Annotated in this window: 24 protein-coding genes and 1 riboswitch; of the genes, 21 read left to right on the forward strand and 3 right to left on the reverse strand. The window is 43.8% G+C overall.

Annotated features, from left to right (window positions below; all coding sequences use genetic code 11):
* Positions 1-393 precede the first annotated feature (393 nt).
* The 3 genes from rpoB to ODU55_RS07630 all read left to right on the forward strand — a co-directional run bounded on the left by rpoB (position 394) and on the right by ODU55_RS07630 (position 8,306).
* Positions 394-3,966, forward strand: a complete 3,573-nt coding sequence (gene rpoB / locus ODU55_RS07620) for a DNA-directed RNA polymerase subunit beta (protein ID WP_029186887.1) — start codon at positions 394-396, stop codon at positions 3,964-3,966.
* A 177-nt stretch (positions 3,967-4,143) separates the two neighbouring features.
* On the forward strand, positions 4,144-7,791 hold the full coding sequence (rpoC, locus tag ODU55_RS07625; protein WP_398582455.1) for a DNA-directed RNA polymerase subunit beta': 3,648 nt from the start codon (positions 4,144-4,146) through the stop codon (positions 7,789-7,791).
* A 152-nt stretch (positions 7,792-7,943) separates the two neighbouring features.
* Positions 7,944-8,306 carry a DUF1033 family protein gene (locus tag ODU55_RS07630; RefSeq protein ID WP_398582456.1) on the forward strand — a complete coding sequence of 121 codons (363 nt, stop codon included), beginning with the start codon at positions 7,944-7,946 and terminating at the stop codon, positions 8,304-8,306.
* Between the two features lie 24 nt (positions 8,307-8,330).
* Here the strand turns inward: ODU55_RS07630 and ODU55_RS07635 are convergent, their stop codons facing one another.
* Entirely contained in the window at positions 8,331-9,515 is a 1,185-nt protein-coding gene (locus tag ODU55_RS07635) for an ROK family protein (protein WP_398582457.1), read from the reverse strand.
* Between the two features lie 173 nt (positions 9,516-9,688).
* Here ODU55_RS07635 and ODU55_RS07640 point away from each other — a divergent pair, with 173 nt between their 5' ends.
* Genes ODU55_RS07640 through ODU55_RS07655 form a run of 4 tightly spaced genes read left to right on the forward strand, consistent with a single transcriptional unit; the run spans position 9,689 to position 12,611 of the window.
* Positions 9,689-10,582 carry a haloacid dehalogenase-like hydrolase gene (locus ODU55_RS07640; protein ID WP_398582458.1) on the forward strand — a complete coding sequence of 298 codons (894 nt, stop codon included), beginning with the start codon at positions 9,689-9,691 and terminating at the stop codon, positions 10,580-10,582.
* A gap of 8 nt (positions 10,583-10,590) precedes the next feature.
* Positions 10,591-10,911, forward strand: coding sequence for a PTS sugar transporter subunit IIB (locus ODU55_RS07645; RefSeq protein ID WP_398582483.1), 321 nt, complete (start codon positions 10,591-10,593; stop codon positions 10,909-10,911).
* Between the two features lie 3 nt (positions 10,912-10,914).
* Positions 10,915-11,256, forward strand: coding sequence for a PTS lactose/cellobiose transporter subunit IIA (locus tag ODU55_RS07650; RefSeq protein WP_398582459.1), 342 nt, complete (start codon positions 10,915-10,917; stop codon positions 11,254-11,256).
* Positions 11,256-12,611 (forward strand): PTS sugar transporter subunit IIC, encoded by a 1,356-nt coding sequence (locus ODU55_RS07655; RefSeq protein ID WP_398582460.1) that lies wholly within the window; start codon positions 11,256-11,258, stop codon positions 12,609-12,611. Before ODU55_RS07650 ends, ODU55_RS07655 begins: the two co-directional genes overlap by 1 nt.
* A gap of 18 nt (positions 12,612-12,629) precedes the next feature.
* Here ODU55_RS07655 and ODU55_RS07660 read toward each other — a convergent pair whose 3' ends face one another.
* Entirely contained in the window at positions 12,630-13,598 is a 969-nt protein-coding gene (locus tag ODU55_RS07660; RefSeq protein WP_398582461.1) for a S66 peptidase family protein, read from the reverse strand.
* Positions 13,599-13,683: 85 nt separating this feature from the next.
* Between ODU55_RS07660 and comGA the strand changes: the two genes are divergently transcribed.
* From comGA to ODU55_RS07715, 11 genes are all read left to right on the forward strand, one after another.
* Positions 13,684-14,634: a competence type IV pilus ATPase ComGA gene (gene comGA, locus ODU55_RS07665; RefSeq protein WP_398582462.1), complete on the forward strand. Its 951-nt coding sequence runs from the start codon at positions 13,684-13,686 to the stop codon at positions 14,632-14,634.
* Entirely contained in the window at positions 14,546-15,583 is a 1,038-nt protein-coding gene (comGB, locus tag ODU55_RS07670) for a competence type IV pilus assembly protein ComGB (protein WP_398582463.1), read from the forward strand. The genes comGA and comGB overlap by 89 nt, the downstream gene beginning before the upstream one ends.
* A gap of 1 nt (position 15,584) precedes the next feature.
* Positions 15,585-15,881, forward strand: coding sequence for a competence type IV pilus major pilin ComGC (comGC, locus tag ODU55_RS07675; RefSeq protein ID WP_398582464.1), 297 nt, complete (start codon positions 15,585-15,587; stop codon positions 15,879-15,881).
* Positions 15,850-16,269 carry a competence type IV pilus minor pilin ComGD gene (gene comGD, locus ODU55_RS07680; protein WP_398582465.1) on the forward strand — a complete coding sequence of 140 codons (420 nt, stop codon included), beginning with the start codon at positions 15,850-15,852 and terminating at the stop codon, positions 16,267-16,269. The genes comGC and comGD overlap by 32 nt, the downstream gene beginning before the upstream one ends.
* Positions 16,241-16,534: a competence type IV pilus minor pilin ComGE gene (comGE, locus tag ODU55_RS07685; protein WP_398582466.1), complete on the forward strand. Its 294-nt coding sequence runs from the start codon at positions 16,241-16,243 to the stop codon at positions 16,532-16,534. The genes comGD and comGE overlap by 29 nt, the downstream gene beginning before the upstream one ends.
* Positions 16,521-16,955 carry a competence type IV pilus minor pilin ComGF gene (comGF, locus tag ODU55_RS07690; protein WP_029186878.1) on the forward strand — a complete coding sequence of 145 codons (435 nt, stop codon included), beginning with the start codon at positions 16,521-16,523 and terminating at the stop codon, positions 16,953-16,955. Before comGE ends, comGF begins: the two co-directional genes overlap by 14 nt.
* Positions 16,933-17,442, forward strand: a complete 510-nt coding sequence (gene comGG / locus ODU55_RS07695; protein WP_398582467.1) for a competence type IV pilus minor pilin ComGG — start codon at positions 16,933-16,935, stop codon at positions 17,440-17,442. Before comGF ends, comGG begins: the two co-directional genes overlap by 23 nt.
* Positions 17,443-17,671: 229 nt before the next feature.
* On the forward strand, positions 17,672-18,625 hold the full coding sequence (locus ODU55_RS07700) for a class I SAM-dependent methyltransferase (protein ID WP_398582468.1): 954 nt from the start codon (positions 17,672-17,674) through the stop codon (positions 18,623-18,625).
* Positions 18,626-18,675: 50 nt separating this feature from the next.
* A complete protein-coding gene (locus ODU55_RS07705; protein ID WP_398582469.1) occupies positions 18,676-19,863 on the forward strand; it encodes an acetate kinase in 1,188 nt (395 codons plus the stop codon).
* Between the two features lie 125 nt (positions 19,864-19,988).
* A riboswitch (THF riboswitch) is annotated at positions 19,989-20,238 on the forward strand.
* 44 nt (positions 20,239-20,282) lie between these two features.
* A complete protein-coding gene (locus ODU55_RS07710) occupies positions 20,283-20,834 on the forward strand; it encodes a folate family ECF transporter S component (RefSeq protein ID WP_398582470.1) in 552 nt (183 codons plus the stop codon).
* A gap of 55 nt (positions 20,835-20,889) precedes the next feature.
* The gene (locus ODU55_RS07715; RefSeq protein WP_398582471.1) at positions 20,890-22,146 is read left to right on the forward strand and encodes a bifunctional folylpolyglutamate synthase/dihydrofolate synthase; all 1,257 of its coding nucleotides are present in this window, start codon (positions 20,890-20,892) and stop codon (positions 22,144-22,146) included.
* 44 nt (positions 22,147-22,190) lie between these two features.
* Here the strand turns inward: ODU55_RS07715 and pepA are convergent, their stop codons facing one another.
* On the reverse strand, positions 22,191-23,252 hold the full coding sequence (gene pepA / locus ODU55_RS07720; protein ID WP_398582472.1) for a glutamyl aminopeptidase: 1,062 nt from the start codon (positions 23,250-23,252) through the stop codon (positions 22,191-22,193).
* A gap of 146 nt (positions 23,253-23,398) precedes the next feature.
* On the opposite strand from pepA, the gene ODU55_RS07725 reads away from it, so the two are divergent.
* The 3 genes from ODU55_RS07725 to ODU55_RS07735 are packed head-to-tail and all read left to right on the forward strand — an operon-like array spanning position 23,399 to position 25,001.
* Positions 23,399-23,683: a DUF4651 domain-containing protein gene (locus tag ODU55_RS07725; protein ID WP_398582473.1), complete on the forward strand. Its 285-nt coding sequence runs from the start codon at positions 23,399-23,401 to the stop codon at positions 23,681-23,683.
* Complete coding sequence (locus ODU55_RS07730; protein WP_398582474.1) at positions 23,680-24,000, forward strand: thioredoxin family protein; 321 nt, start codon at positions 23,680-23,682, stop codon at positions 23,998-24,000. Before ODU55_RS07725 ends, ODU55_RS07730 begins: the two co-directional genes overlap by 4 nt.
* Positions 24,001-24,044: 44 nt before the next feature.
* Positions 24,045-25,001, forward strand: a complete 957-nt coding sequence (locus ODU55_RS07735) for a DUF1002 domain-containing protein (RefSeq protein ID WP_398582475.1) — start codon at positions 24,045-24,047, stop codon at positions 24,999-25,001.
* The last annotated feature ends 1 nt before the right edge of the window (position 25,002 follow it).

The following is a 25,002-nucleotide window of genomic DNA, read 5'->3' on the forward strand; positions in this document are numbered from 1 at the left end:
TTTGCATTTTATTGGAAAAAAGGGCACTAGCGAATATTGTAGACCAATTGTGAGATAAGGAAAGTCGTTAGAATCTTCTTTTGGACGGTAACAAATTGGATAAAATACGAACTACGGGAATGATTCGAATAATGATTCACCTTGATTTTTCCTAGTACTTGTGCTATAATAGTGTAAATTATTTGTCGTGTGTCTTGTTTGAAATATTGTCCAAACAAGGCTTGCAGCAGTTAAATCAAACTTTTTCAAAGGAAGATTTAGCTGCTCTTTTTGTGTCTATGAGGAATTTTTTTGAGAATTGTTACCTATTCTTAAAGATTCTAAAAATTCTAACAAAAGGCAAATGTGTTTGATTTTGCAGAAAAATCAATAGAAAAATAGAGGAGAATTAACTTGGCAGGACATGAAGTTCAGTACGGTAAGCACCGTACCCGTCGTAGTTTTTCAAGAATCAAGGAAGTTCTTGATTTACCAAATTTGATTGAAATCCAAACGGATTCATTTAAAGATTTTCTTGACTATGGTTTGAAAGAAGTCTTTGAAGATGTGCTTCCAGTTTCAAACTTTACAGATACCATGGAATTGGAATTTGTTGGTTATGAGCTGAAGCAACCTAAGTATACCTTGGAAGAGGCGCGTGCACACGATGCCAACTATTCTGCTCCAATTTATGTGACTTTCCGTCTTGTCAATAAGGAAACAGGCGAAATCAAGACTCAGGAAGTCTTCTTTGGTGAGTTTCCAATCATGACTGAAATGGGTACTTTCATCATCAACGGTGCAGAGCGTATCATCGTTTCTCAGTTGGTGCGTTCACCAGGTGTCTATTTCAATGATAAAGTAGATAAGAATGGTAAAGTAGGTTATGGTTCAACGGTTATCCCTAACCGTGGAGCTTGGCTGGAATTGGAAACAGATTCTAAGGATATTGCCTATACTCGTATCGACCGAACACGTAAGATTCCGTTCACAACGCTGGTGCGTGCACTTGGTTTCTCAGGTGATGATGAAATCTTTGATATCTTCGGTGATAGCGAATTGGTTCGCAATACCATTGAAAAAGATATTCACAAAAACCCAGCAGATTCTCGTACAGATGAAGCCCTCAAGGAAATCTATGAGCGCCTTCGTCCAGGTGAACCAAAGACAGCTGAAAGCTCTCGTAGCCTCTTGACAGCTCGTTTCTTTGACCCACGTCGTTACGACTTGGCACCTGTTGGTCGTTATAAAATCAATAAAAAACTCAACCTTCGTACTCGTTTGCTCAACCAAACACTTGCTGAACACGTGATTAACGGTGAAACAGGTGAAATCGTCTTAGAAGCAGGTACTGTCTTGACTCGTGATGTGCTTGAAAAAGTAGAAGCACAATTCGACGAGTTGAACATTGTAGAATACATTCCAAATGACAACGCTGTTCTTCTTGAGCCGGTTCTTTTGCAGAAATTCAAGATTGTGGCACCTAAAGATCCAGAACGTGTTGTGACGGTGATTGGTAATGCTAATCCAGCTGAAAATGTGCGTATTGTCACTCCAGCAGACATTTTGGCTGAAATGAGCTATTTCCTCAACTTGGCTGAAGGTCTTGGTCGCGTTGACGATATTGACCACTTGGGTAACCGTCGTATCCGTGCCGTTGGTGAATTGCTTGCCAACCAAGTACGTATCGGTTTGACTCGTATGGAGCGTAACTTGCGTGAGCGTATGTCTGTTCAAGACAATGAAGTATTGACGCCACAACAAATCATCAATATCCGCCCTGTTACAGCTGCCATCAAAGAATTCTTTGGTTCATCCCAGTTGTCACAGTTCATGGACCAACACAACCCACTTTCTGAGTTGTCTCACAAACGCCGTTTGTCAGCCTTGGGACCTGGTGGTTTGACTCGTGACCGCGCTGGCTATGAGGTTCGAGACGTTCACTACACTCACTATGGTCGTATGTGTCCGATTGAAACGCCTGAGGGACCTAACATCGGTTTGATCAACAACTTGTCTTCTTATGGTCACCTCAACAAGTATGGTTTCATTCAAACACCATACCGCAAGATTGACCGTGCAACAGGTACAGTAACGAACGAAATCGTTTGGTTGACAGCGGATGAAGAAGATGCCTACATCGTAGCACAATCAACTTCACCACTTGATGAAAACAACCGTTTCGTTGATAAGATTGTAATGGGACGTCACCAAGGTAATAACCAAGAGTTCCCAGCAGATTCAGCAGACTTCATGGACGTTTCGCCTAAACAGGTAGTTGCCGTTGCGACAGCATGTATTCCTTTCTTGGAAAACGATGACTCCAACCGTGCCCTCATGGGTGCCAACATGCAACGTCAGGCTGTTCCATTGATTGATCCAAAAGCACCTTACGTTGGTACGGGTATGGAATACCAGGCAGCCCATGACTCAGGTGCGGCAGTTATTGCCCAACATGATGGTAAGGTTGTTTACGCAGATGCGGACAAGGTAGAAGTACGTCGTGAAGATGGTTCCTTGGATGTTTACAGCATTCAGAAATTCCGTCGTTCAAACTCAGGTACTGCCTACAACCAACGTACCCTTGTGAAATTGGGCGATGTCGTTGAAAAAGGTGATTTCATCGCAGATGGTCCTTCTATGGAGCGTGGGGAAATGGCCCTTGGTCAAAACCCTATCGTTGCCTACATGACTTGGGAAGGTTACAACTTCGAGGACGCGGTTATCATGTCTGAACGCCTTGTGAAAGACGATGTGTATACATCTGTTCACTTGGAAGAATACGAGTCAGAAACACGCGATACCAAGTTAGGCCCTGAAGAAATCACTCGCGAAATTCCAAACGTTGGTGAAGATGCTCTTCGCAACTTGGATGAAATGGGTATTATCCGTATCGGTGCGGAAGTTAAAGAGGGCGACATTCTTGTTGGTAAAGTCACACCAAAAGGTGAAAAAGATCTTTCTGCTGAAGAGCGCCTCTTGCACGCTATCTTCGGTGACAAGTCACGTGAAGTACGTGATACATCTCTTCGTGTACCTCACGGTGCCGATGGTGTCGTTCGTGATGTGAAAATCTTTACTCGTGCCAACGGTGATGAATTGCAATCAGGTGTTAACATGTTAGTTCGTGTTTACATCGCTCAAAAACGTAAAATCAAGGTCGGAGATAAGATGGCCGGTCGTCACGGTAACAAGGGTGTCGTTTCACGTATTGTACCGGTTGAGGATATGCCATATCTTCCAGACGGAACACCAGTTGATATCATGTTGAACCCACTTGGGGTGCCATCACGTATGAACATCGGTCAGGTTATGGAACTTCACTTGGGTATGGCGGCTCGCAACTTGGGCATTCATATCGCAACACCAGTTTTCGATGGTGCAAGTTCAGAAGACCTCTGGTCAACTGTTAAAGAAGCAGGTATGGACTCAGATGCCAAGACCATTCTTTACGATGGACGTACAGGTGAGCCATTTGACAACCGTGTATCTGTCGGTGTCATGTACATGATCAAGCTTCACCACATGGTTGATGATAAACTTCACGCCCGCTCAGTCGGACCATACTCACTCGTTACCCAACAGCCACTCGGAGGTAAGGCTCAGTTTGGTGGTCAGCGTTTCGGTGAGATGGAGGTTTGGGCCCTTGAAGCCTACGGTGCTTCAAACGTCCTTCAAGAAATCTTGACTTACAAGTCAGATGATGTGACAGGTCGTCTGAAAGCCTATGAAGCCATCACCAAAGGTAAACCAATTCCAAAACCAGGTGTTCCAGAATCCTTCCGCGTTCTTGTCAAAGAATTGCAATCACTTGGTTTGGATATGCGTGTCCTTGATGAAGACAACAATGAAGTAGAATTGCGTGACCTTGATGAAGGTGAAGATGATGACATCATCCACGTAGATGATCTTGAAAAAGCACGTGCAAAAGCCGCAGCTGATGCAGCCGCAGCCTTTGCAGCAGAAGAAGCAGAAGGCAAAGAATAATGAGAATGGATGGGACAAGTTGGTCCAAATCTCAGAATCGAAAGAGATAAGGACCAACAGTCTTCCACCGTCTGTTTTATAGAAAAATAGCTTACCAGCTATCCATTCTGCTGATTATTGTTCAAGAATTTGAGGTCTGGGAATCCAGCCTCTCACAAGAAAAGAAAGGGATTATTAGTGGTTGACGTAAATCGATTTAAAAGTATGCAAATCACGTTAGCTTCACCAAGTAAGGTTCGTTCATGGTCTTACGGTGAGGTTAAAAAACCTGAAACAATCAACTATCGTACACTCAAGCCAGAACGTGATGGACTTTTTGACGAAGTCATCTTCGGTCCAACAAAAGACTGGGAGTGTTCATGTGGTAAATACAAGCGTATCCGTTATAAAGGGATTACTTGTGACCGCTGTGGTGTTGAAGTGACTCGTGCAAAAGTACGTCGTGAGCGTATGGGACACATTGAGTTGAAAGCACCAATTTCACACATTTGGTATTTCAAAGGGATTCCAAGCCGTATGGGCTTGACCTTGGATATGAGCCCACGTGCGCTTGAGGAAGTTATCTACTTCGCGGCTTATGTGGTCATCGATCCAAAAGAAACGCCACTTGAGCACAAGTCTATCATGACTGAGCGCGAGTACCGTGAGCGCTTGCGTGAATATGGCTATGGTTCATTCGTTGCCAAAATGGGTGCTGAGGCCATCCAGGACCTCTTGAAACAAGTCGATCTTCCAAAAGAAATCGCAGCCTTGAAAGAAGAATTGAAAACAGCTTCTGGTCAGAAACGCATTAAAGCAGTTCGTCGCTTGGATGTACTCGATGCATTCTACAAATCTGGTAACAAGCCTGAATGGATGATTCTCAACATCCTTCCAGTTATTCCACCAGATTTGCGTCCGATGGTTCAGTTGGATGGTGGCCGTTTTGCCGCATCTGACTTGAACGAACTCTACCGCCGTGTTATCAACCGTAACAACCGTTTGGCTCGTCTCTTGGAACTTAATGCTCCAGGAATTATCGTACAAAACGAAAAACGTATGCTCCAAGAAGCTGTGGATGCTTTGATTGACAACGGTCGCCGTGGTCGTCCAATCACAGGACCAGGTAGCCGTCCGCTTAAATCACTCAGCCACATGCTGAAAGGTAAGCAAGGACGTTTCCGTCAAAACTTGCTTGGTAAGCGTGTTGACTTCTCAGGACGTTCTGTTATCGCCGTTGGTCCAACGCTGAAAATGTACCAGTGTGGTGTGCCACGCGAAATGGCTATCGAACTCTTCAAACCGTTTGTCATGCGCGAAATCGTTGCCCGTGATATTGCTGGTAACGTAAAAGCTGCAAAACGTTTGATTGAACGTGGAGATGACCGTATTTGGGATATCTTGGAAGAAGTGATCAAAGAACACCCAGTTCTTTTGAACCGCGCACCGACCCTTCACCGTTTGGGTATCCAGGCTTTTGAGCCAGTTCTGATCGACGGTAAAGCCCTTCGTTTGCACCCGCTTGTCTGTGAAGCCTACAACGCCGACTTTGACGGTGACCAGATGGCGATTCACGTTCCATTGTCAGAAGAAGCACAAGCAGAAGCACGTATCCTTATGCTTGCGGCAGAACACATCCTTAACCCTAAAGATGGTAAACCAGTCGTAACACCATCTCAGGATATGGTTTTGGGTAACTACTACTTGACCATGGAAGATGCTGGCCGTGAAGGTGAAGGCATGGTCTTCAAGGATGCGGATGAAGCTGTTATGGCTTACCGCAACGGCTATGTTCACTTGCATACTCGTGTTGGTATTGCAACAGATAGCCTAGACAAGCCTTGGAAAGACAACCAAAAACATAAGGTTATGATGACAACTGTTGGTAAAATCTTCTTCAACGCGATCATGCCTGAAGGTCTCCCATACTTGCAAGAGCCAAACAATGCCAATTTGACAGAGGGAACTCCAGATAAATACTTCTTGGAACCAGGATCAGATATCAAGGCTGCTATTGCAGAATTGCCAATCAACCCACCATTCAAGAAGAAAAATCTTGGCAACATCATCGCTGAAATCTTCAAGCGTTTCCGTACAACTGAAACATCAGCCCTGCTTGACCGTTTGAAAGACTTGGGTTACTATCACTCAACACTCGCTGGTTTGACAGTGGGGATTGCCGATATCCCAGTTATCGACAACAAGGCTGAAATCATTGAAGAATCTCACGAACGTGTAGAACAAATCAAGAAACAATTCCGCCGTGGTATGATTACTGACGATGAGCGTTATGCAGCTGTTACAGATGAATGGCGTTCAGCTAAGGAAAAATTGGAAAAACGTCTGGTTGAAAAACAAGATCCGAAGAACCCAATCGTTATGATGATGGACTCTGGTGCCCGTGGTAACATTTCCAACTTCTCCCAGTTGGCCGGTATGCGTGGTCTGATGTCAGCTCCGAACGGACGTATCATGGAATTGCCGATCTTGTCTAACTTCCGTGAAGGTCTTTCTGTATTGGAAATGTTCTTCTCAACTCACGGTGCCCGTAAGGGTATGACGGATACGGCCTTGAAGACAGCCGACTCAGGATATCTGACTCGTCGTTTGGTTGACGTTGCCCAAGACGTTATTATTCGTGAAGACGACTGTGGAACAGACCGTGGTCTTGCCATCCGTTCAATCACAGATGGCAAGGAAATGATCGAGCCACTTGAAGAGCGTTTGCAAGGTCGTTACACTAAGAAAACTGTTAAACATCCTGAAACAGGTGCCGTTATCATTGGTCCAAACCAATTGATTACGGAAGATATTGCCCGTGAAATCGTCAATGCAGGTGTTGAACAAGTAACCATCCGTAGCGTATTTACATGTAACACCCGTCACGGTGTCTGCCGTCATTGTTACGGTATCAACTTGGCGACAGGTGATGCGGTTGAAGTGGGTGAAGCAGTCGGTACGATTGCTGCCCAATCTATCGGTGAGCCTGGTACACAGCTTACAATGCGTACCTTCCACACGGGTGGTGTAGCCTCAAACAGCGATATCACACAGGGTCTTCCTCGTGTCCAAGAGATCTTTGAAGCCCGTAATCCGAAAGGGGAAGCGGTTATCACTGAGGTTAAAGGTGAAGTTATCGCTATTGAAGAAGATGCTTCTACTCGTACCAAGAAAGTCTTTGTTAAAGGTGTAACTGGTGAAGGCGAATACGTGGTACCATTTACAGCCCGTATGAAGGTTGAAGTGGGTGACCAAGTTGCGCGTGGTGCAGCCCTTACCGAAGGTTCTATCCAACCAAAACGCTTGCTCGAAGTCCGTGATGTTTTGGCGGTTGAAACTTACCTTCTTTCTGAAGTTCAAAAAGTTTACCGTAGCCAGGGTGTAGAAATCGGAGACAAGCACATCGAGGTAATGGTTCGTCAAATGCTTCGTAAAGTTCGTGTCATGGATCCAGGTGACACAGATCTTCTCATGGGTACCCTCATGGATATCACAGACTTTACAGATGCCAATGCTGACGTGGTTATTGCAGGTGGTATTCCGGCAACAGCTCGTCCAGTTCTTATGGGTATCACAAAAGCGTCCCTTGAAACCAACTCGTTCTTGTCTGCCGCATCCTTCCAAGAAACAACTCGCGTTCTTACAGATGCAGCTATTCGTGGTAAACGTGACAACCTTCTCGGTCTTAAAGAGAATGTTATTATCGGTAAGATTATCCCAGCAGGTACAGGTATGGCCCGCTACCGTAATCTTGAACCACAAGCCATCAATGAAGTTGAAATCATTGAAGACACAGTAGCTGAAGAACTTGCAGCAGAAGCAAATCTTGAGACTGCAACTGAATAAGATTTAATACACATCTCTCTCTTAGAGGGATGTGTTTTTCTAATTATTCGGAAATAAAACGCATACATAACTTGATAAGGAATTAACAAGCAGAATATTTTCTTAATTCAATTGCTTTCGGTATAATGTGTACGAAAAAGGAAGTATGTGTTATGTATCAAGTGATTAAAATGTATGGAGATTTTGAACCCTGGTGGTTTTTAGATGGTTGGGAAGAAGATATTGTTAGTAAGGTAGCCTTTGATCGTTATGAAGATGCCTTAAAAGCATTTCAGAAGGAATGGGTACGATTGTCAGAAAAGTTCCCTAAAAAGCAGAGTAAAAATGGTACAATGGTGGCCTTTTGGGATGAATCAGACCAGCATTGGTGTGAGGAATGCGATGAATATTTGCAGCGGTATCATTCGCTGATGTTGGTAGAAGCGAGAGAAAATTTACCTGCTGGATTTTTCAAGCAGTCCCTCCAGGCTAAAGTTCGTTCGTGTAAGATTAGAAACAAAGAAAAGCTCGGTTAATCCGAGCTTTTTGCATAGCAACAGTTAATATTCTAGCAATCCCTTATATAGAGCTAGGGCAGTCGCGGCCCGTGCGCCTGTTAGAATACTATACGGGACAATGTGGACAGGGGGCGTTTCTTGGGTAGCTAATACCTTTGGTTCTAAGTGGATAAGGTGTTTGAGTAGGTTTACCAATTGTTCATTCAGAAGGAGGGGGCTGTGTAGATAAATAACCTGACTATCAATGAGCATATTAAGGTTTAAAATAGACTGTGCGAGATATTTTAAGGCGGTATTGAGTAGGTGTATAGTAGCCGCATCCCCTAGTTCATAAGCTGTTAATAAGGTTTCTAAACGAATGTCTTCTGGATCCTGAACAAGATTTGGTAATAAACTCTGGTCTGCGTTTTGATACAAAAGTTGAGCTTTTCTGATAAGCCAAGTTTCCCCGGCGTAGGTTTGGAGACAACCGCGTTTACCACAGGAACACAGTTCGCCATCTGGCTGCACAACAGTATGGCCGATTTCTCCAATAATACTATTATGCTTGCCATAGATAGCTCCATTGTACATGTAGGAGCAATGCATGCCTCTTCCAAAATGAAAGAAGACAAAATTAAGGTCTTTTCCTTGATTGAAGAATAGGCGCTGGGCTAAACTCATGCAATTCACATTGTTTGAAAAATAAATAGGATAGGGAAGGGCATCAGCTACTACTTTTAAGTTAAAATGTTGCCAGAGAGGATTGTCTGTTGTGATGCGGAAATCATTAAGATAACGCCCTGGCAAGCCCATACCAATTGCGGTTAGCTTTGCTTTTTCTGGTAGGGAATCAATAAAAGGGAGAAGGAGGTCGAGGATTAGTTGGCTTCCTTCTTCTCTTATCTTTTTATTTGATAAGGTAGCAGTCTGTTCCCTCAGAAGATTTCCTTTGCTATCTGTTGCCACGATAGACAAGTATTTTTCAGAGAGTTCAACGCCAATGAGGCACGCTTTATCTTCTTCAATCCGTAGAAGGATTTTTTTCCGTCCCGCTTTGATAATCGAAGTCTCTTCTTCGCCAATTTCCCTGATGTAACCTTCTTGTATTAAGTCAGCCGTAATACTGCTGGTTGTAGCAGGTGTAATGGAAGTATTTTTAGCGATGTCAATACGGGAGATTGGTCCCTGGACATAAATTTGTTCTAAAATTTTTGAACGGAGTTTTAATTGATTTTTTGAGTGCATATAAAAAATAACTCCTTAACTACATGATGCAAATTGATTATAAAAAATTATCAAAAAAATAGCAAATGTATTGACAATCTTTTCATAAAATTATAAAATATAATCAAATAAAACAAATAAGAGGAAACAAAAGCGGTAATTGATTTCAAATTATAATTAAAGGAGGAGATTAAATGACACGGTTGATTAGTGCTAATCCTTCGGAGATTGTCAAGATGTCTGCTAAAGAATTAAAACAGAGTATCTTGGAAAGTGAAGGGAGAGTAGTATTATCGGAAAATGTAGCGTTTCGCGAAGCATTCGTTGATGACTTAACCAATGCAGAGATTGCTAGAGCTTTTGGTGCAGATCTTATCTTGCTGAATGGAGTTGATGTGTTTTCCCCTTTTGTTAGTGGAATGGGAACTGTAACAGATACATTTGTAGCAGACTTACGCTCCTTGGTTGCCTGTCCTATTGGGGTCAATTTAGAACCAGTAGATGCAAGTTATGAGAGCTTAAAAAACAATGGTCTCGTGAAGGGGCGTCAGGCAACAGTAGAAAGCCTTCAAAGGGCTGAGGAGTTGGGCTTTGATTTTATCTGTCTAACAGGTAATCCAGGTTCAGGTGTCAGCAACCATACCATTAGAGAGATATTGGTAGAAGCAAGGCAAATTTTCTCAGGGCTTATTATTGCAGGGAAAATGCATGGAGCGGGTATTGGTGAAACTTTGACGACGCCAGACTTGGCAGACGAGTTTTTAGCTGCTGGGGCAGATATTATTCTTATTCCAGCTGTCGGTACGGTTCCTTCCCTATCTGAAGCAGATATGCGGATGATTGTAGAGCGTGTTCATCAGCAGGGAGGTTTGGTAATGAGTGCCATCGGAACCAGTCAGGAAAGTTCGGATCCTGATACGATTAAGACGATTGCTCTTCAAAATAAAATGTGTGGAGTAGATATACAGCATATAGGAGATGCAGGCTATGGTGGTCTAGCCCCGGTTGAAAATATTTACGCTCTGAGCAAGGCGATTAGAGGTATTCGGCATACCGTATCGCGTATGGCTCGTTCAATCAAACGATAAGGAGAACGATAGTGAAAAAGACAATTATGCTAGTCTGTGCAGCGGGTATGAGTACCAGTCTTTTGGTGACGAAAATGCAACAAGTGGCGACAGCATCTGCTTTAGAACGGGAAATTTTTGCCGTATCTGCCATGGAAGCAGAAGAAATTCTTGCTGATAAAACAGTAGATATTCTCATGTTAGGACCACAGGTGCGGTACATGTTAGCAGAATTCGAAGCAAAACTAGCTCCTTTAGGGATTCCAGTCGTGGCGATTCCTATGACAGACTATGGAATGATGAGAGGGGATAAGGTCCTAGAAACTGCGGAATCCTTAATGGGAGGATAAAAGATGTATCAGGAAACAGAATTAGAAGTTATCATGTCATTGATTGCCTATGGTGGGGAGGCAAAAAGCTGTGCTTTTGAGGCGATAACTGCGGCAAAAGAAAAAGATTTTGTAGAAGCCCAAGCCCGAATCACTCAAGCAGAACAAGCTTTATTACAAGCTCACAAGGTACAAACTTCACTACTTAGTCAGGAGGCGACAGGCCAGGAAATGAAGACTGGTTTGCTGATGATTCATGGTCAAGACCATCTGATGACCAGCATCTGCTTTGTTGACTTAGCAAAGGAAATTATTGCTCTGCGGAAGGAAATTGTAGAAAACAATAAAAAAGAAAGGACAGACTGATGAAAAATAGTTTGGATCGATTGCAGGAAAAACTGACACCAATTGCAGCCAAGATTGGAAATCAGAAGTTTTTAGTGGCACTTAGGGACTCGTTTGTGGGAACCATGCCTGTTATTATGACAGGTTCTATTGCTTTACTGATCAATGCCTTTTTAGTTGACCTACCAGACCAGTTTGGGATGCCTCAAATTACAGAGATGTTCCAGTGGTTGGTAGATATCAACTGGTTGGTGTTTAAGGGAAGTATCCCCATTGTTTCCTTACTCTTTATCTTTTGTTTAGGTGTAAATATTGCTAAAATTTACAAAACAGATACTACCTCAGCAGGTTTGGTGGCTTTAGCATCCTTTGTTATTTCGATTGGCAATTCCATTACCAAGACCTTTACGTTAGAAAATCTTGGAGATGTTGATTTAGCAAGTATCGTAGAAGGAGTGGCGGGCTTAGAAGTATCGGGGTCAGATTTAACAGTTACCATTGGCGGTGTCCTATCTGGTGCACAGATTAATGCTAGAGGATATTTCACAGCAATCTTCATTGGTTTTGTAGCCTCAATTGTTTTCTGTAAAGCCATGAACAAAGAGTGGGTCATCAAATTGCCAGATTCTGTTCCGCCAGGTATTGTCAAGCCCTTTATGTCCATTATTCCTGGTTTCCTAGCTATGTATACCGTGGGGATTTTCACTTATGTCTTCAATTTGTTGAGTCAAGATACCTTTATTGAATGGGTTTACAAGGTGTTACAAGTGCCTCTCCTAGGCTTATCACAAAGTTTCTTCGCAGTGATTCTGATTGTACTGCTGAACAAGTTGTTCTGGTTCTTTGGGCTTCATGGAGGAAATGTATTGGCACCTGTCATGGAGGGTTTGTTTGGGGTAGCCATGCTTGCGAACCTAGAAGCCTATCAAGCGGGAGAGGCCATTCCATATTTCTGGAACAGCGGCTCGTTTGGAGCTTATGTCTGGTTTGATGGGCTGGCACTGGTCTTGGCAATCTTTATTGTATCTAAAAACAAGCATTATAGAGAAGTTGCGAAGTTGGGTCTTGGTCCTGTTCTCTTTAATATCGGTGAGCCGGTTAACTACGGTCTCCCTATTGTTCTGAACCCGATTATGTTTATTCCATATCTTCTAGGACCATGTTTGATGACAGCGGTTGCTTATCTTGCGTCAGCTTGGGGCTTGGTTGCCCCTGTAACTCAAAATGTTACTTGGGTTATGCCTCCGATATTGTATGGATTCTTCTCGACAGCATTCGATTGGCGTTCGATTATTCTTTCAGTTGTTTGTTTGGCAATAGGGACACTAACCTATATTCCATTTGTAAAAATGGCAGACAAGCAAGTAGAATTATAATAACAAGAAAAAGCTCGGCTAGTCCGAGCTTTTTGTTGTCTGAAAATACAGGGTCATGGTCTGGCTATCCAGCTCCACCTGTCCACCGATGGTAATGGTAAACAGCGGCTGGGTATGGGCAAAGTCCAAATCGTAGAGAACAGGGATGGTTTTGAGAATAGGGTGCTTGTCCAAAATCGCCAACAAAATCTTCTCGGTCATCTTGGTTTCTTTAGGAAAACGACCAAAGACAAGAGCCTGAGGATTTGGATAGGCTTGTAGAAGGGCAGTCAAGTGACGAGCGATAATCAGATAATCATCGTCCTCCGCCTCCTCCAAAAAGAGAATATACTTGTCCGGCTTGGGAGCAAACTCCGTCCCTGTCAGCAGGTTGAGGGTTGAGATGTTTCCGCCTATGGCAATACCAGAGGCCCGGCCCGGATTGTATACTTTCCAGTCAGTTGGGTAAAAGGTGCGAGGGGCGTCTAGTAAGTACCAAGCATCGCTAGACCACTCAGGACTGGGTGTCAGGTCATAGGAAGCTTGTGTCACAGCCTTGAGCCAGGCTTCTGTTTGGTAGGTTTGGCCCTGCTCCATTTTGAAGCTAGAGTAAGCTGGACCCATGTAGGTTTGCATGCCTGTCTTGGCGTAGATAGCATTGAGCAGGGCAGTCGTATCCGAATAACCGCAGAAAATTTTTGGATTTTGTGCAATCAAATCAAAATCCAGATAAGGCAGCAGATCGTTACAGTTGAAACCGCCAATGGTTGTCAGAATGGCGTCGACTGACTCATCCGCAAAGGCTGCTTCCAAGTCCGCAACCCGACTGGTAATCGGAGCAGAGTAAAACATATCATTTTCAAAATAATGTTCTGAGAAAGAGAGTTTGAAGCCCAGTTCTTCCAATTTTTCCTTGGCGGCAAGATTGGCTTCAAAACCACCAATTCTTTCAATAGATGAAGAGGGGCTGACTACGCGTATGTGGTCGCCTTTTTTTAATCTTTTCATAAGAACCTCCAAACTTTTTTATTATTTTAACAAAAAAGTATGGAAAATCAAGTTTTCTTGCGAATAGATAGGGTGAGGAGGTTTTATGATTCAAGAAAAAGCAAGAAAGATGATTGAAGAGGCGGTGGCAGATAGGGTTAGTGACATCTATCTAGTTCCCCGAGGTGAGTGTTACCAAGTCTATCATCGCATCATGGATGAGCGAGAGTTTGTGCAAGACGTGGCTGAGGAGGAAGTAACAGCCATCATCAGCCATTTCAAGTTTTTAGCAGGCTTAAATGTCGGTGAAAAACGCCGTAGTCAGCAGGGTTCCTGTGATTATGATTATGGTAGCGGAGAGATTTCGCTTCGCTTATCAACTGTCGGCGATTATCGTGGCAAGGAAAGTCTGGTCATCCGCCTGCTCTATGACAATGACAAGGAACTCAAGTTCTGGTTTGAGGCGGCCGAGCGGCTTGCAGAAGAAATCAAGGGACGAGGGCTCTACCTTTTTTCGGGTCCAGTCGGCTCTGGTAAGACCACACTTATGTACCATCTTGCCAGGCTGAAATTCCCAGACAAGCAGATTTTGACCATCGAGGATCCTGTCGAAATCAAACAGGAGGACATGCTGCAACTCCAGCTCAATGAAGCCATCGGAGCCACCTACGACAATCTGATTAAACTGTCCCTCCGTCATCGGCCAGACTTGCTCATCATCGGTGAAATTCGGGATGCGGAAACCGCTCGAGCAGTCATTCGATCCAGTCTGACGGGAGCTACCGTTTTCTCAACAGTTCATGCAAGGTCTATTTCAGGTGTCTATGCCCGTATGTTGGAATTGGGGGTCAGCCCTGAGGAGTTAAACAATGCCCTTCAAGGCATTGCCTATCAACGCTTGATCGGGGGAGGAGGTGTGGTAGATTTTGCAAAGGGAAATTACCAAAACCATTCCGCAGACCAGTGGAATGAACAAATTGATCGCCTTTTTGCAGCAGGACATATCAGTCTTCGGCAGGCAGAAACAGAAAAAATTGCCCTTGGTTCGCCAGCGTAAGGTCATTGAGCTTTTCAATAATCTTTTTGCCAGTGGTTTTCATTTGGGGGAGATTGTTGATTTTCTCAAACGTAGTCAGCTTCTGGCAGATCCCTACACCCAGGTCTTGTCAGATGGGCTGTTAGCAGGCAAACCCTTTTCAAGTTTGCTAGCAGATTTGCGTTTTTCAGATGCGGTGGTCACACAGGTGGCTCTGGCAGAAGTTCATGGCAATACCAGCCTGAGTTTGAGCCATATCCAGTCCTATCTGGAAAATGTCAGCAAGGTTCGTAAAAAACTGATTGAGGTGGCGACCTATCCGATTATCTTACTAGGTTTTCTGCTTTTGATCATGCTAGGCTTGAAAAACTATCTTCTGCCCCAGTTGGAGGAAGGCAATGCAGCGACTATGCTAATTAACCATTTGCCGACCATCTTTTTATCCCTCTGTGGACTTAGTTTGGTGGCGGTCTTAGCTGGTATGTTTTGGTTTCGCAAAACTAACAAAATCAAGGTCTTTTCCTGCTTAGCAGCTCTGCCATTTTTCGGAAAACTCATCCAAACCTATCTGACGGCCTATTACGCCAGGGAGTGGGGGAGTTTAATTGGGCAAGGCTTGGACCTGCCGCAGATTGTGGGCTTGATGCAGGAGCAGCAATCGCAGCTCTTTCAGGAGATTGGACAGGACCTGGAGCAATCGCTTTCCAATGGTCAGAGCTTTCACGAACACATCAAGACTTACGTCTTTTTTAAGCGAGAGCTGAGTTTGATTGTCGAGTATGGTCAGGTCAAGTCCAAGTTGGGGAGCGAGTTGACAGTTTATGCAGCCGAGTGTTGGGAGGATTTTTTCTCTCGGGTCAATAGAGCCATGCAGCTGATTCAACCGCTGGTCTTTCTCTTTGTGGCCTTAATGGTCGTTCTTATCTACGCAGCCATGTTGCTGCCGATTTATCAAAATATGGAGTTATAAAATGAAAAAATTAATTGAAATGAAGGTAAAAGCTTTCACACTGGTGGAAATGTTGGTCGTTTTGGGGATTATTAGCCTGCTCTTGCTCCTCTTTGTACCCAATTTGAGTAAGCAAAAGGATGCTGTCCAGAAGAAAGGGGATGCGGCTGTTGTCAAAGTAGTGGAAAGCCAGATGGAGCTTTATGAACTGGAACATGACAAGGAAGCAACAGTGGCAGACCTGCAGGCAGCAGATTATATCACTAAAGAACAAGCACAATCCTACAATGAATACAAGGCTCTTAAAGCAAACCAATAAGGCTTTCACCCTCTTTGAAAGCCTGCTGACCTTGTTTGTTGTCAGTTTCTTAGCTGTTTCCTTGTCAGGAACGGTGCAGACAGCCTTTCGGTCTGTTCAGGAAGAGATTTTTCTCTGGGAATTTGAAGCTATCTATAAAGACAGTCAGAAATTGGCAGCCAGTTCCCATCAAAAAGTGAACTTTGCTATTGGCGGACAGGAAGTGACCAATGGTCATCAAACTGTACAGGTACCCAGAAATGTAGAAGTATTGGAAGAAAAGACCATCACATTTGAAGAAAATGGTGGAAATTCTTCTCTGACCAAGATTCGTTTTCGGCTTAGTCGAAAGACGGTCACGTATCAATTATATATAGGGAGTGGTCGTTATAAGAAAACAGAAGAATAAGGCTTATATTTTGCTAGAAAGTCTGGTTGCCCTTGCGACCCTGGTGACTATTTGCAGCTTGATTTTGTCAGCTGTGGATGCAGGTCGCAGGCGACAGGCTTGGGAATTGGAACAACAGGAAGTTCTCAATCTAGCACAGATGGCTGTTCAGACCGAGCAAGATAACCTAGCCTTAAACGGTGTTACAGTTCAGGTTCAACGAACAGCGGATAAGATGACTGTTTTCCACGAGGGAAAGGAGGTTCTGTCGGTTGTTAAAAAGTAAAATTCCTGCTTTTACTCTCTTGGAATGCTTGGTAGCCTTAGTCATCCTTTCAGGTAGTCTCTTAGTTTTCGAGGGTTTGTCCAAATTGCTGGTTCAAGAGGTGCATTATCAAAATCAAACTATTCAAAAGGAATGGTTGGTCTTCTCTAGTCAATTGCGGTCGGAGTGGGACCAGGCTGACTTGGTCAAGGTTGAAAATGGCAAGGTCTATGTTGATAAGGGAGGTCAGGCTTTGGCCTTTGGCAAGTCACGGTCGGATGATTTTCGGAAAACAAATGACAGGGGACAGGGCTATCAGCCCATGCTCTATCAGGTGGACAGCGCAGCTATTTCCCAAGAAAACCAGCTGGTGCGCATCGACTTTAGCTTTAAAAATGGGGAGGAGCGGACCTTTATCTATGCTTTTAAAGAAAAAAGTTAAGGCTGGCATCCTGTTCTATGCCCTCTTGATGCTGGCTGTTTTTAGTCTCTTGCTTCAGTTTTATCTTCATCGCCAAGAAGCCGAAAGTCGTTTGGTACAGGTGGCAAGACAAGAAGCGACGGCCTACATCATGGCCCAGATGGTCTTGGACCAGGTTGAAGAGGACTTGCAGAAGCGTCAAGTAGTTGATGAAAAGGTGGCTAGCCAAACAGAGGATAAGAAAGAGGATAAAATAGTCACTAGTGAGACTGTTGTTGAGAAGGAAGTAAAGGAGGAACAACCAACTAGAGAGAGTCAAGAAAATGCTGAAAAAACGGATCAAACGAGTTCTAAGAAAAAGGAGGAAAGTGCACCAATAGTGACCGAGGGAAGCGTCTTGTTTCGGGAGGGTCAGGCCAGCTATCATATTAAAAATAGAACTGTATCGGTTAACGTGAATCTAAGAAATGGAGGGGAGTATCACTATCAATTTCCGGTTAAAATATAGTCATTTAGTTTATCTTTGATTACTTCGACGAGCGAGGAAACGTCGTTTCCTTATTTCCAACTTCAAACACTCCACAGGAGTGATTTGAACTCGCTTTGCCGTACTCCAGTACAGCCTGCAGCTCGTTGCCTTGTACTAAAAGCAAACTAAACGACTATAGTACCCGAAGGGAGTGGCTAGCCGCTCCCTTTTTGGTGCAAAGTTGGTGAATTTTTGATAAGATAGGTGTATGAACTTTGAAAAAATCGAACAGGCTTACGACCTGCTATTAGAAAACGTACAGACTATCCAAAACCAGCTAGGCACCAATATTTATGATGCCATGATTGAGCAAAATGCTGCTTACGTAGCTGGTCAGCATGAAACAGATTTGATTGTCCACAATAACCAAGCCTTAAAAGACTTGAACTTGACCAAGGAAGAATGGCGCCGTGCTTTCCAATTCCTGCTCATCAAGGCCAATCAGACAGAGCCTATGCAGTATAATCACCAGTTTACGCCAGACTCTATCGGCTTTATCCTCTCTTTCCTAGTAGATCAACTGGTATCTACTTCCAAGGTGACGGTTCTGGAAATTGGTTCGGGGACAGGCAATCTAGCTCAGACTATTCTCAACGCCAGCCAGAAAGAATTGGACTACTTGGGGATTGAAGTGGATGACCTCTTGATTGATTTGTCGGCAAGTATGGCAGATGTTATGCAGGCAGAGATTTCTTTTGCTCAGGGCGATGCGGTACGTCCGCAGATTTTGAAGGAAAGTCAAGTAATTTTGGGAGATTTGCCTATTGGCTACTATCCAGATGACCAGATTGCTAGCCGTTATCAGGTTGCCAGTCCAACTGAACATACCTATGCCCATCATTTACTCATGGAACAGTCCCTCAAGTATCTGGAAAAAGATGGCTTTGCTATTCTCTTGGCTCCAAATGATCTCTTGACTAGTCCGCAGAGCGATTTGTTGAAAGGTTGGTTACAGGAAGAGGCCAATATCGTTGCCATGATTGCCCTGCCACCAAGTCTCTTTGGAAAAGCTGCTATGGCCAAATCTATTTTTGTCTTGCAAAAGAAAGCAGCTAGACCTCTAGCGCCATTTGTCTATCCTTTACAGAGCTTGCAAGAACCAGAAGCTATTCAGAAGTTCATGGTCAATTTCAAAAATTGGAAGCAAGAAAATGCAATTTAAGTAAAAATCTGTTATACTAATTAGGAAAACGCTTTAAAAAGGGGAACACTATGTCAAAAACAATTGCGATTAACGCAGGTAGCTCAAGTTTAAAATGGCAATTATATCAAATGCCAGAAGAAACTGTCTTAGCAAAAGGGATTGTTGAGCGTATCGGTTTGAATGATTCCATCTCAACAGTTAAGTATGATGGGAAGAAAGAAAGTGAAGTTTTAGATATTCCTAATCATACGGTTGCGGTTAAGATTCTCCTAGAAGACTTGCTTAAACACAACATCATCGCTGCTTACGAGGAAATTACTGGTATCGGACACCGTGTTGTTGCAGGTGGAGAGATTTTCAAAGAATCAGCTGTTATTGGACCAAAAGAGATTGAGCAAATTGAAGAACTAAGTGCTTTGGCACCGCTTCATAACCCTGCTCACGTAGCAGCAATGCGTGCATTTGAGGAAGTACTACCAGAAGTTTTGAATGTAGCTGTTTTTGATACAGCCTTTCACACTACGATGCCAAAGCATGCCTATCTTTATCCGATTCCACAAAAGTACTATACCGACCACAAGGTTCGTAAGTATGGAGCTCACGGAACTAGCCACTATTATGTAGCGCATGAGGCAGCAAAAGTATTGGGACGTCCGATTGAGGAATTAAAATTGATTACGGCTCACATCGGAAATGGTGTATCTATTACTGCCAACTACCACGGTCAATCAGTTGACACTTCTATGGGCTTCACTCCTCTAGCTGGTCCAATGATGGGTACTCGTTCGGGAGATATTGATCCAGCGATTATTCCTTACTTGATTGCAAATGTTGATGAGTTGAAGGATGCTGCGGATGTTGTGAACATGCTGAATAAACAATCAGGTTTGCTTGGTGTATCGGGTTATTCAAGTGATATGCGTGACATTGAATCAGGTTTGGAAGCTAAGAACCCAGATGCTGTTTTGGCTTATAACATTTTTATCGACCGTATCAAGAAATTCATTGGTCAATACTTTGCGGTTCTGAATGGTGCGGATGCTATTGTCTTCACGGCAGGTATGGGTGAAAATGCACCGCTTATGCGAAATGATGTCATTGCAGGTTTGTCTTGGTTTGGTATTGAGTTGGACCCAGCAAAAAATGTATTTGGCAACTATGGTGACATTTCAACGCCAGAATCAAAAGTTCGTGTCTTGGTTATTCCAACGGATGAAGAATTGGTCATTGCGCGTGAAGTTGAACGTTTGAAATAAGAAAAACTAACAGGCAGTCGGAGACTGCCTGTTTCTCTTATAGTTTATATCTTTAGAAAGGTATAGTTTTTAGCAAGTGGTCAAAATATATAGTGTGTGATACAATAGACTGGCAAAGAAATTTGCACAGAGTAGATGGTTTGCGTCAAGTGTATGTGGATGGGATGTTGCCACATAACGAAGCTTATCGTCATTTAGTTTTTCTTTTATTACTTCGTTAACTCGCCTTGCCTAACTCCAGTTATGCCTGCGGCTCGTTGCCTAGTACTAAAAGTAAACTAAAAGACTATATCTTTGCTTGTATCTGGTGTCTCCTAGAGTAGGAGCATTGGGGTCTGGCTGAGACTAGCGCGGTAAACCATTGCATCCGCTGTCGAATACACACGACAGTTCCATTTTTTGAAAAAGGAGCATTTTTTATGGAAAAGAAGATTCCAAAACTAACGGTGCAGTTGTTGACTGCTATTGCTATGACTTTGGCCTTGGTTATGGTTGTGGAGAACTATTTCTCCATTCGGATTTCAGAAACCTTGCAGGTCCAGTTTACATTTATTCCCAATACTATTTTGGGAGCTATTGCTGGTCCGATTTGGGCAGCTATTTTTGCGGCTATTTCAGACCCAGTCTTTGTCTTGTTTAGCGGGCAAACTGTCCTCTTCACTTGGATTTTGATTGAGGCGGTATCTGCTTTTATCTACGGCTGGTTCTTTTATCAGAAGCCGCTGAATATTAAAAACAAAGCTGATTGGCTCTATGTGGCTGGTGTAGTTGTCTTGATTCAGGTTGTGATTTCCTTTATCATGACACCGATTGCCCTCCATTTCCATTTTGGAACACCTTGGATTGTCTTGTATAGCAGTCGTTTCATAAAAGCTATTTTTGAAATTCCATTACGCATTGTCGTGACCATGCTTGTCTTGCCAAGTTTACAAAAAATACCTGAATTGGCCAAGTTAATGGGTATTAAATAAAACAGTATCTAGCAACAGGTCATCCCCCTGTTGCTGCTTTTGTAGAGAGGGAATCATGAATTATCAAGAAACTCGTCAGTGGTTATCGAATCGCCCTGCATCAGATTTAGAAAACGGGGTTGCACGTGTCAACTGGCTCTTGGAGCGCTTGGACAATCCCCAGCTTCAAGTGCCGACTATTCACTTCGTAGGTACAAATGGCAAGGGTTCGACCCTCAACGCCTTACAGTCTATCTTACGGTCTTCGGATTACACCGTCGGTCGCTTTACATCGCCGTCTATCATTGATTTTCGAGAGCAGATTGTCTTTGAGCAAGAGATGATTTCAAAGGAAGATTTTGCGAGGATTGTGACAGACTTGCAACCCTTGATTGAGGACTTGGATCAGACGGCAGGGCTGGATGCTATCTCGGAATTTGAGATTGTAGTAGTGGCTATGTTTGTCTACTTTGCCCACTACCAGCGTCCCGACATTCTCTTGGTGGAGGCGGGCATGGGCGGTTTGCAGGATGCGACCAATGTCCTTAATCCTCTAGCAGTAGTTTGCCCTTCTATCGGCTTGGACCATCAGGTTTTTTTGGGAGAGACCCACGCCGCCATAGCCCGTCACAAGGTTGCTGTCTTGCGTGAGCGGGTTCCCCTCCTCTATGCGACCGACCAGCCAGAAGTGGTGGCAGTATTTGAGGAGCAGGCCCGTCAGCTTCAGAGTCCGACCTATGCGGTAGGGCGGGAGATTCTTTTGGGAAATAGCAGAGCAGGCTTTGCGGTTTCAAGCCCTTTCGGCCGTGTAGAGGATTTAAGGCTACAGATGCAGGGTCATCACCAAGAGGTCAACGCAGCCTTGGCAGTGACAACAGCTCAGCTCATCAGACCTGATTTTCCAAAGATTACCAAAGAAACCATTAGCCAGGGCTTGTCCCAAGCCATCTGGCCGGGCCGCTTAGAATTGATCAAGCCTACGCTCATGATTGACGGAGCCCACAATAATGAAAGTATCACCGTCCTGACACAACTCTTGGAAGAAAAATATGCGGACAGAGATATTGAAATCCTCTTTGCAGCCATCAATACTAAGCCAGTGGACCAGATGTTGTCCCAGCTTAGCCAATTTGGACCTGTTAGCGTGACAATCTTTGACGATTTCAGAGCGGTGCAGCTAGAAGATTATCCGTCAGGTTACGGACGGGTGCAGACCTATCAAGAGTGGTTGGAGCGGGTGGACTTGGATAATCCCAAAAAACTCTACCTGATTACAGGCTCACTTTACTTTATTACCTATGTGAGGAAGTACATTTTAGAAGAGTTTATATAGAAAAAAAGCTTTGCCGGGCATTCTACCTAGCAAAGTCTTTTGTTTTAATAGTTTTTAATCAAATCAACCGTTGAGCGGTCTAGCTTTTTAACGATGGCTTGCAAGAAGGCTTGGGCCTCTAAGAAGTCATCCATGCTGTAGAGAGTTTGATGGGAATGGATATAGCGAGCGCAGACACCGATAGTTGTTGATGGAACACCATGATTTTTCAAGTGGGCTGCACCAGCATCTGTTCCACCTTTACCGCAGTAGTATTGGAATTTGACACCTGCTTCTTCGGCAGTTGAGAGGAGGAAGTCTTTCATGTTTTTTAACATGATATGACCTGGATCGTAGAAACGAAGCAGGGTTCCGTCACCAATTTTTCCTTGGTCACCATAAATATCTCCAGCTGGCGAGCAATCAACAGCAAGGAAAATATCTGGATCGAACTTGGTTGTAGAAGCATGAGCTCCACGAAGGCCAACCTCTTCTTGTACATTTGCCCCAGCAATCAACTGATTTGGAAAAGATTGACCGGATAGGCTTTCCAGCAATTCCGTCACCATCAGAACACCGAAGCGGTTGTCCCAAGCCTTAGAAATGACATTTTTTCCGTTGGCTGTTAGAATGGTTTCATTTTTGGGAACCAGGACATCCCCCGGACGAACGCCGAACGCCCAAGCTTCGTCATAATTGGCAAAACCAGCATCGAAAATAATATCAGCAATGGCTGGCATGCCAGGAGCATTAGCCCCACGAGAAAGATGGGGAGGCACTGAACCTGAAATGGCAGGAATGGTTCGACCGTCCTGTAGTTGAAGCGTGAAGGCTTGACTGGATACGACCAGAGGATTCCAGCCTCCCAGCTCGACAACACGGAAAGTACCGTCTGGCTTGATTTGGCTAATCATAAAGCCGACTTCATCCATATGAGCGGCTACTAGGATACGAGGTGCGTTTTCAACAGCTGTATCTCTGATACCAAAAATTCCACCTAGCCCATCTGTTTCAATGCGGTCCACATGCGGTGTGATTTTCTGGCGGATGTGATTGCGAACCTGTCCTTCAAATCCTGGTAAACTTTGTAATTCTGTAACTTCTTTAATTTTTTCAAAAAGAGTCATTCTTCTTCCTCCATGATATGATTACTACTATTTTATCACGAAGAGCTAGACTTGTCTTGAAAATACGCCAAAAGGCTCATTTCAGCTGTCACAAGTCCAATGGCATTTTTGGGAAAATTCCGAGGAAATATGATAAAATAGTCAACATGAAAAAGAAAAAGACAGCCTTGCTAGCAGGCTTATTGGGGGCAGGTGTGCTCACCGCTAGTGCTCAATTTTACCGTAAAATCCAAGAAGACCGTAAAAAAGCACAGGCCTTGCAGGAGGTGCGTGACTTTTTCGCTGATTTAGGAGAGATTGCCACGGTCTATGTGGATGAAACAGCCTCAAATCAAGACACTCTTATCGGAGGGGTTGTGATGGAGGCAGGACAGGTATTTCTATTTGAAAATACCAAAGGTTCTATTCAATACAGGGAGGAAGAAAGATGATTTTTCCAACAAATCTTGAAGAAGTAGCTGCCTTGATTGAAGATGGCAAGCCAACTGTTTTCCTATTTGTGACGACTTGGTGTGGAGATTGCTACTATATCAAACCGCATTTGCCAGCTATCGAAGAGGCTTTTCCAGATTTCCGTTTTGTGCAACTGGATCGAGATGATTTTATGCCTTTGGCGCAGGAATGGGCTATTTTAGGTATTCCAAGTCTGGTTGTTTTGGAAAATGGTCAGGAAATCGGTCGTTTTGTCGATAAGAATCGCAAGACCAAGGAAGAAATCATGAACTTCTTATCTGGACTGGGTAGATAGATTAGCAGAGAAGCTCTGCCATTTCCCAAAAGAAAGGAAAAAACATGAAGAAATCACTAGGAAAAATCCTTCTAGCACCTGTGGTGCTGGGATTGAGTTTAAGTTTGGCATCGCTGGCACAAGCGGAAATTCAGACAGATGTTATCAATGAAAAATGGGGCAAGCCGACACTGGTCTACGGTGGTGGTTTGTCAGATGCCCAGGCGACAGAGGTCAATAGTTTGTTTGGGATTTCGGATGTCAATAAGGTTAGCCGCCAGATTGTGTTGGGGACGGATATGGATCAATACTTAGGTACATCTGGTACAGATACAGCCTCTCTTTATTCATCTGTATTGGTGCAAAAACAGGATGCAGGTAAAGGGGTTGTGGTGGATATTAAGACACCAGAGAATATCACTTTGATTACCAAGACCCAATATGCCAATGCAGCTATCACAGCTGGTGTGTCAGATGTCTTGATTGATGTGGCAGCGCCGATTAAAGTGACAGGGGAGTCTGCTCTGACAGGTGTTTACAAGGCTCTAGCGGCCAATGGTGAAACAGTTGACCCGACTCGGACAGAGGTAGCCCAACAAGAATTAACGACTGTTAACGAAGTGGCAACAGCCCATACAGGTGACTCCAACTTTGATAGTTCAGCCTTGGATAAGGCGGTAGCGGAAATCAAGACTGCTCTTGCCGACTACAAACAGTCCAACGGTCAGGTAGCTTCCGAGTCAGACATCAATACTATTATTAACGATGTCTTGGCCAATAACGGTTTGGAAAATGTCATCACAGCAGATGAAGTTTCGAAATTGGTTGCCTTTGCCAAAGCCTATCAGGAAACCTCTGCCATTGATTCGGCTGAGGTAGCTGCCCAGCTCAACCAGTTCAAGCAACAGGCAGAGCAACAAATTTCAGAAGCCTATAAGAATCTACAAGATTCAGGGATTCTAGAAAAAATCGGTGCCTTTTTTGAAAATCTATGGAAAGGATTGACCGGTCTATTTGCATAAA

This window comes from Streptococcus sp. 2022WUSS037 (assembly GCF_044427225.1).
Lineage (GTDB): Bacteria > Bacillota > Bacilli > Lactobacillales > Streptococcaceae > Streptococcus.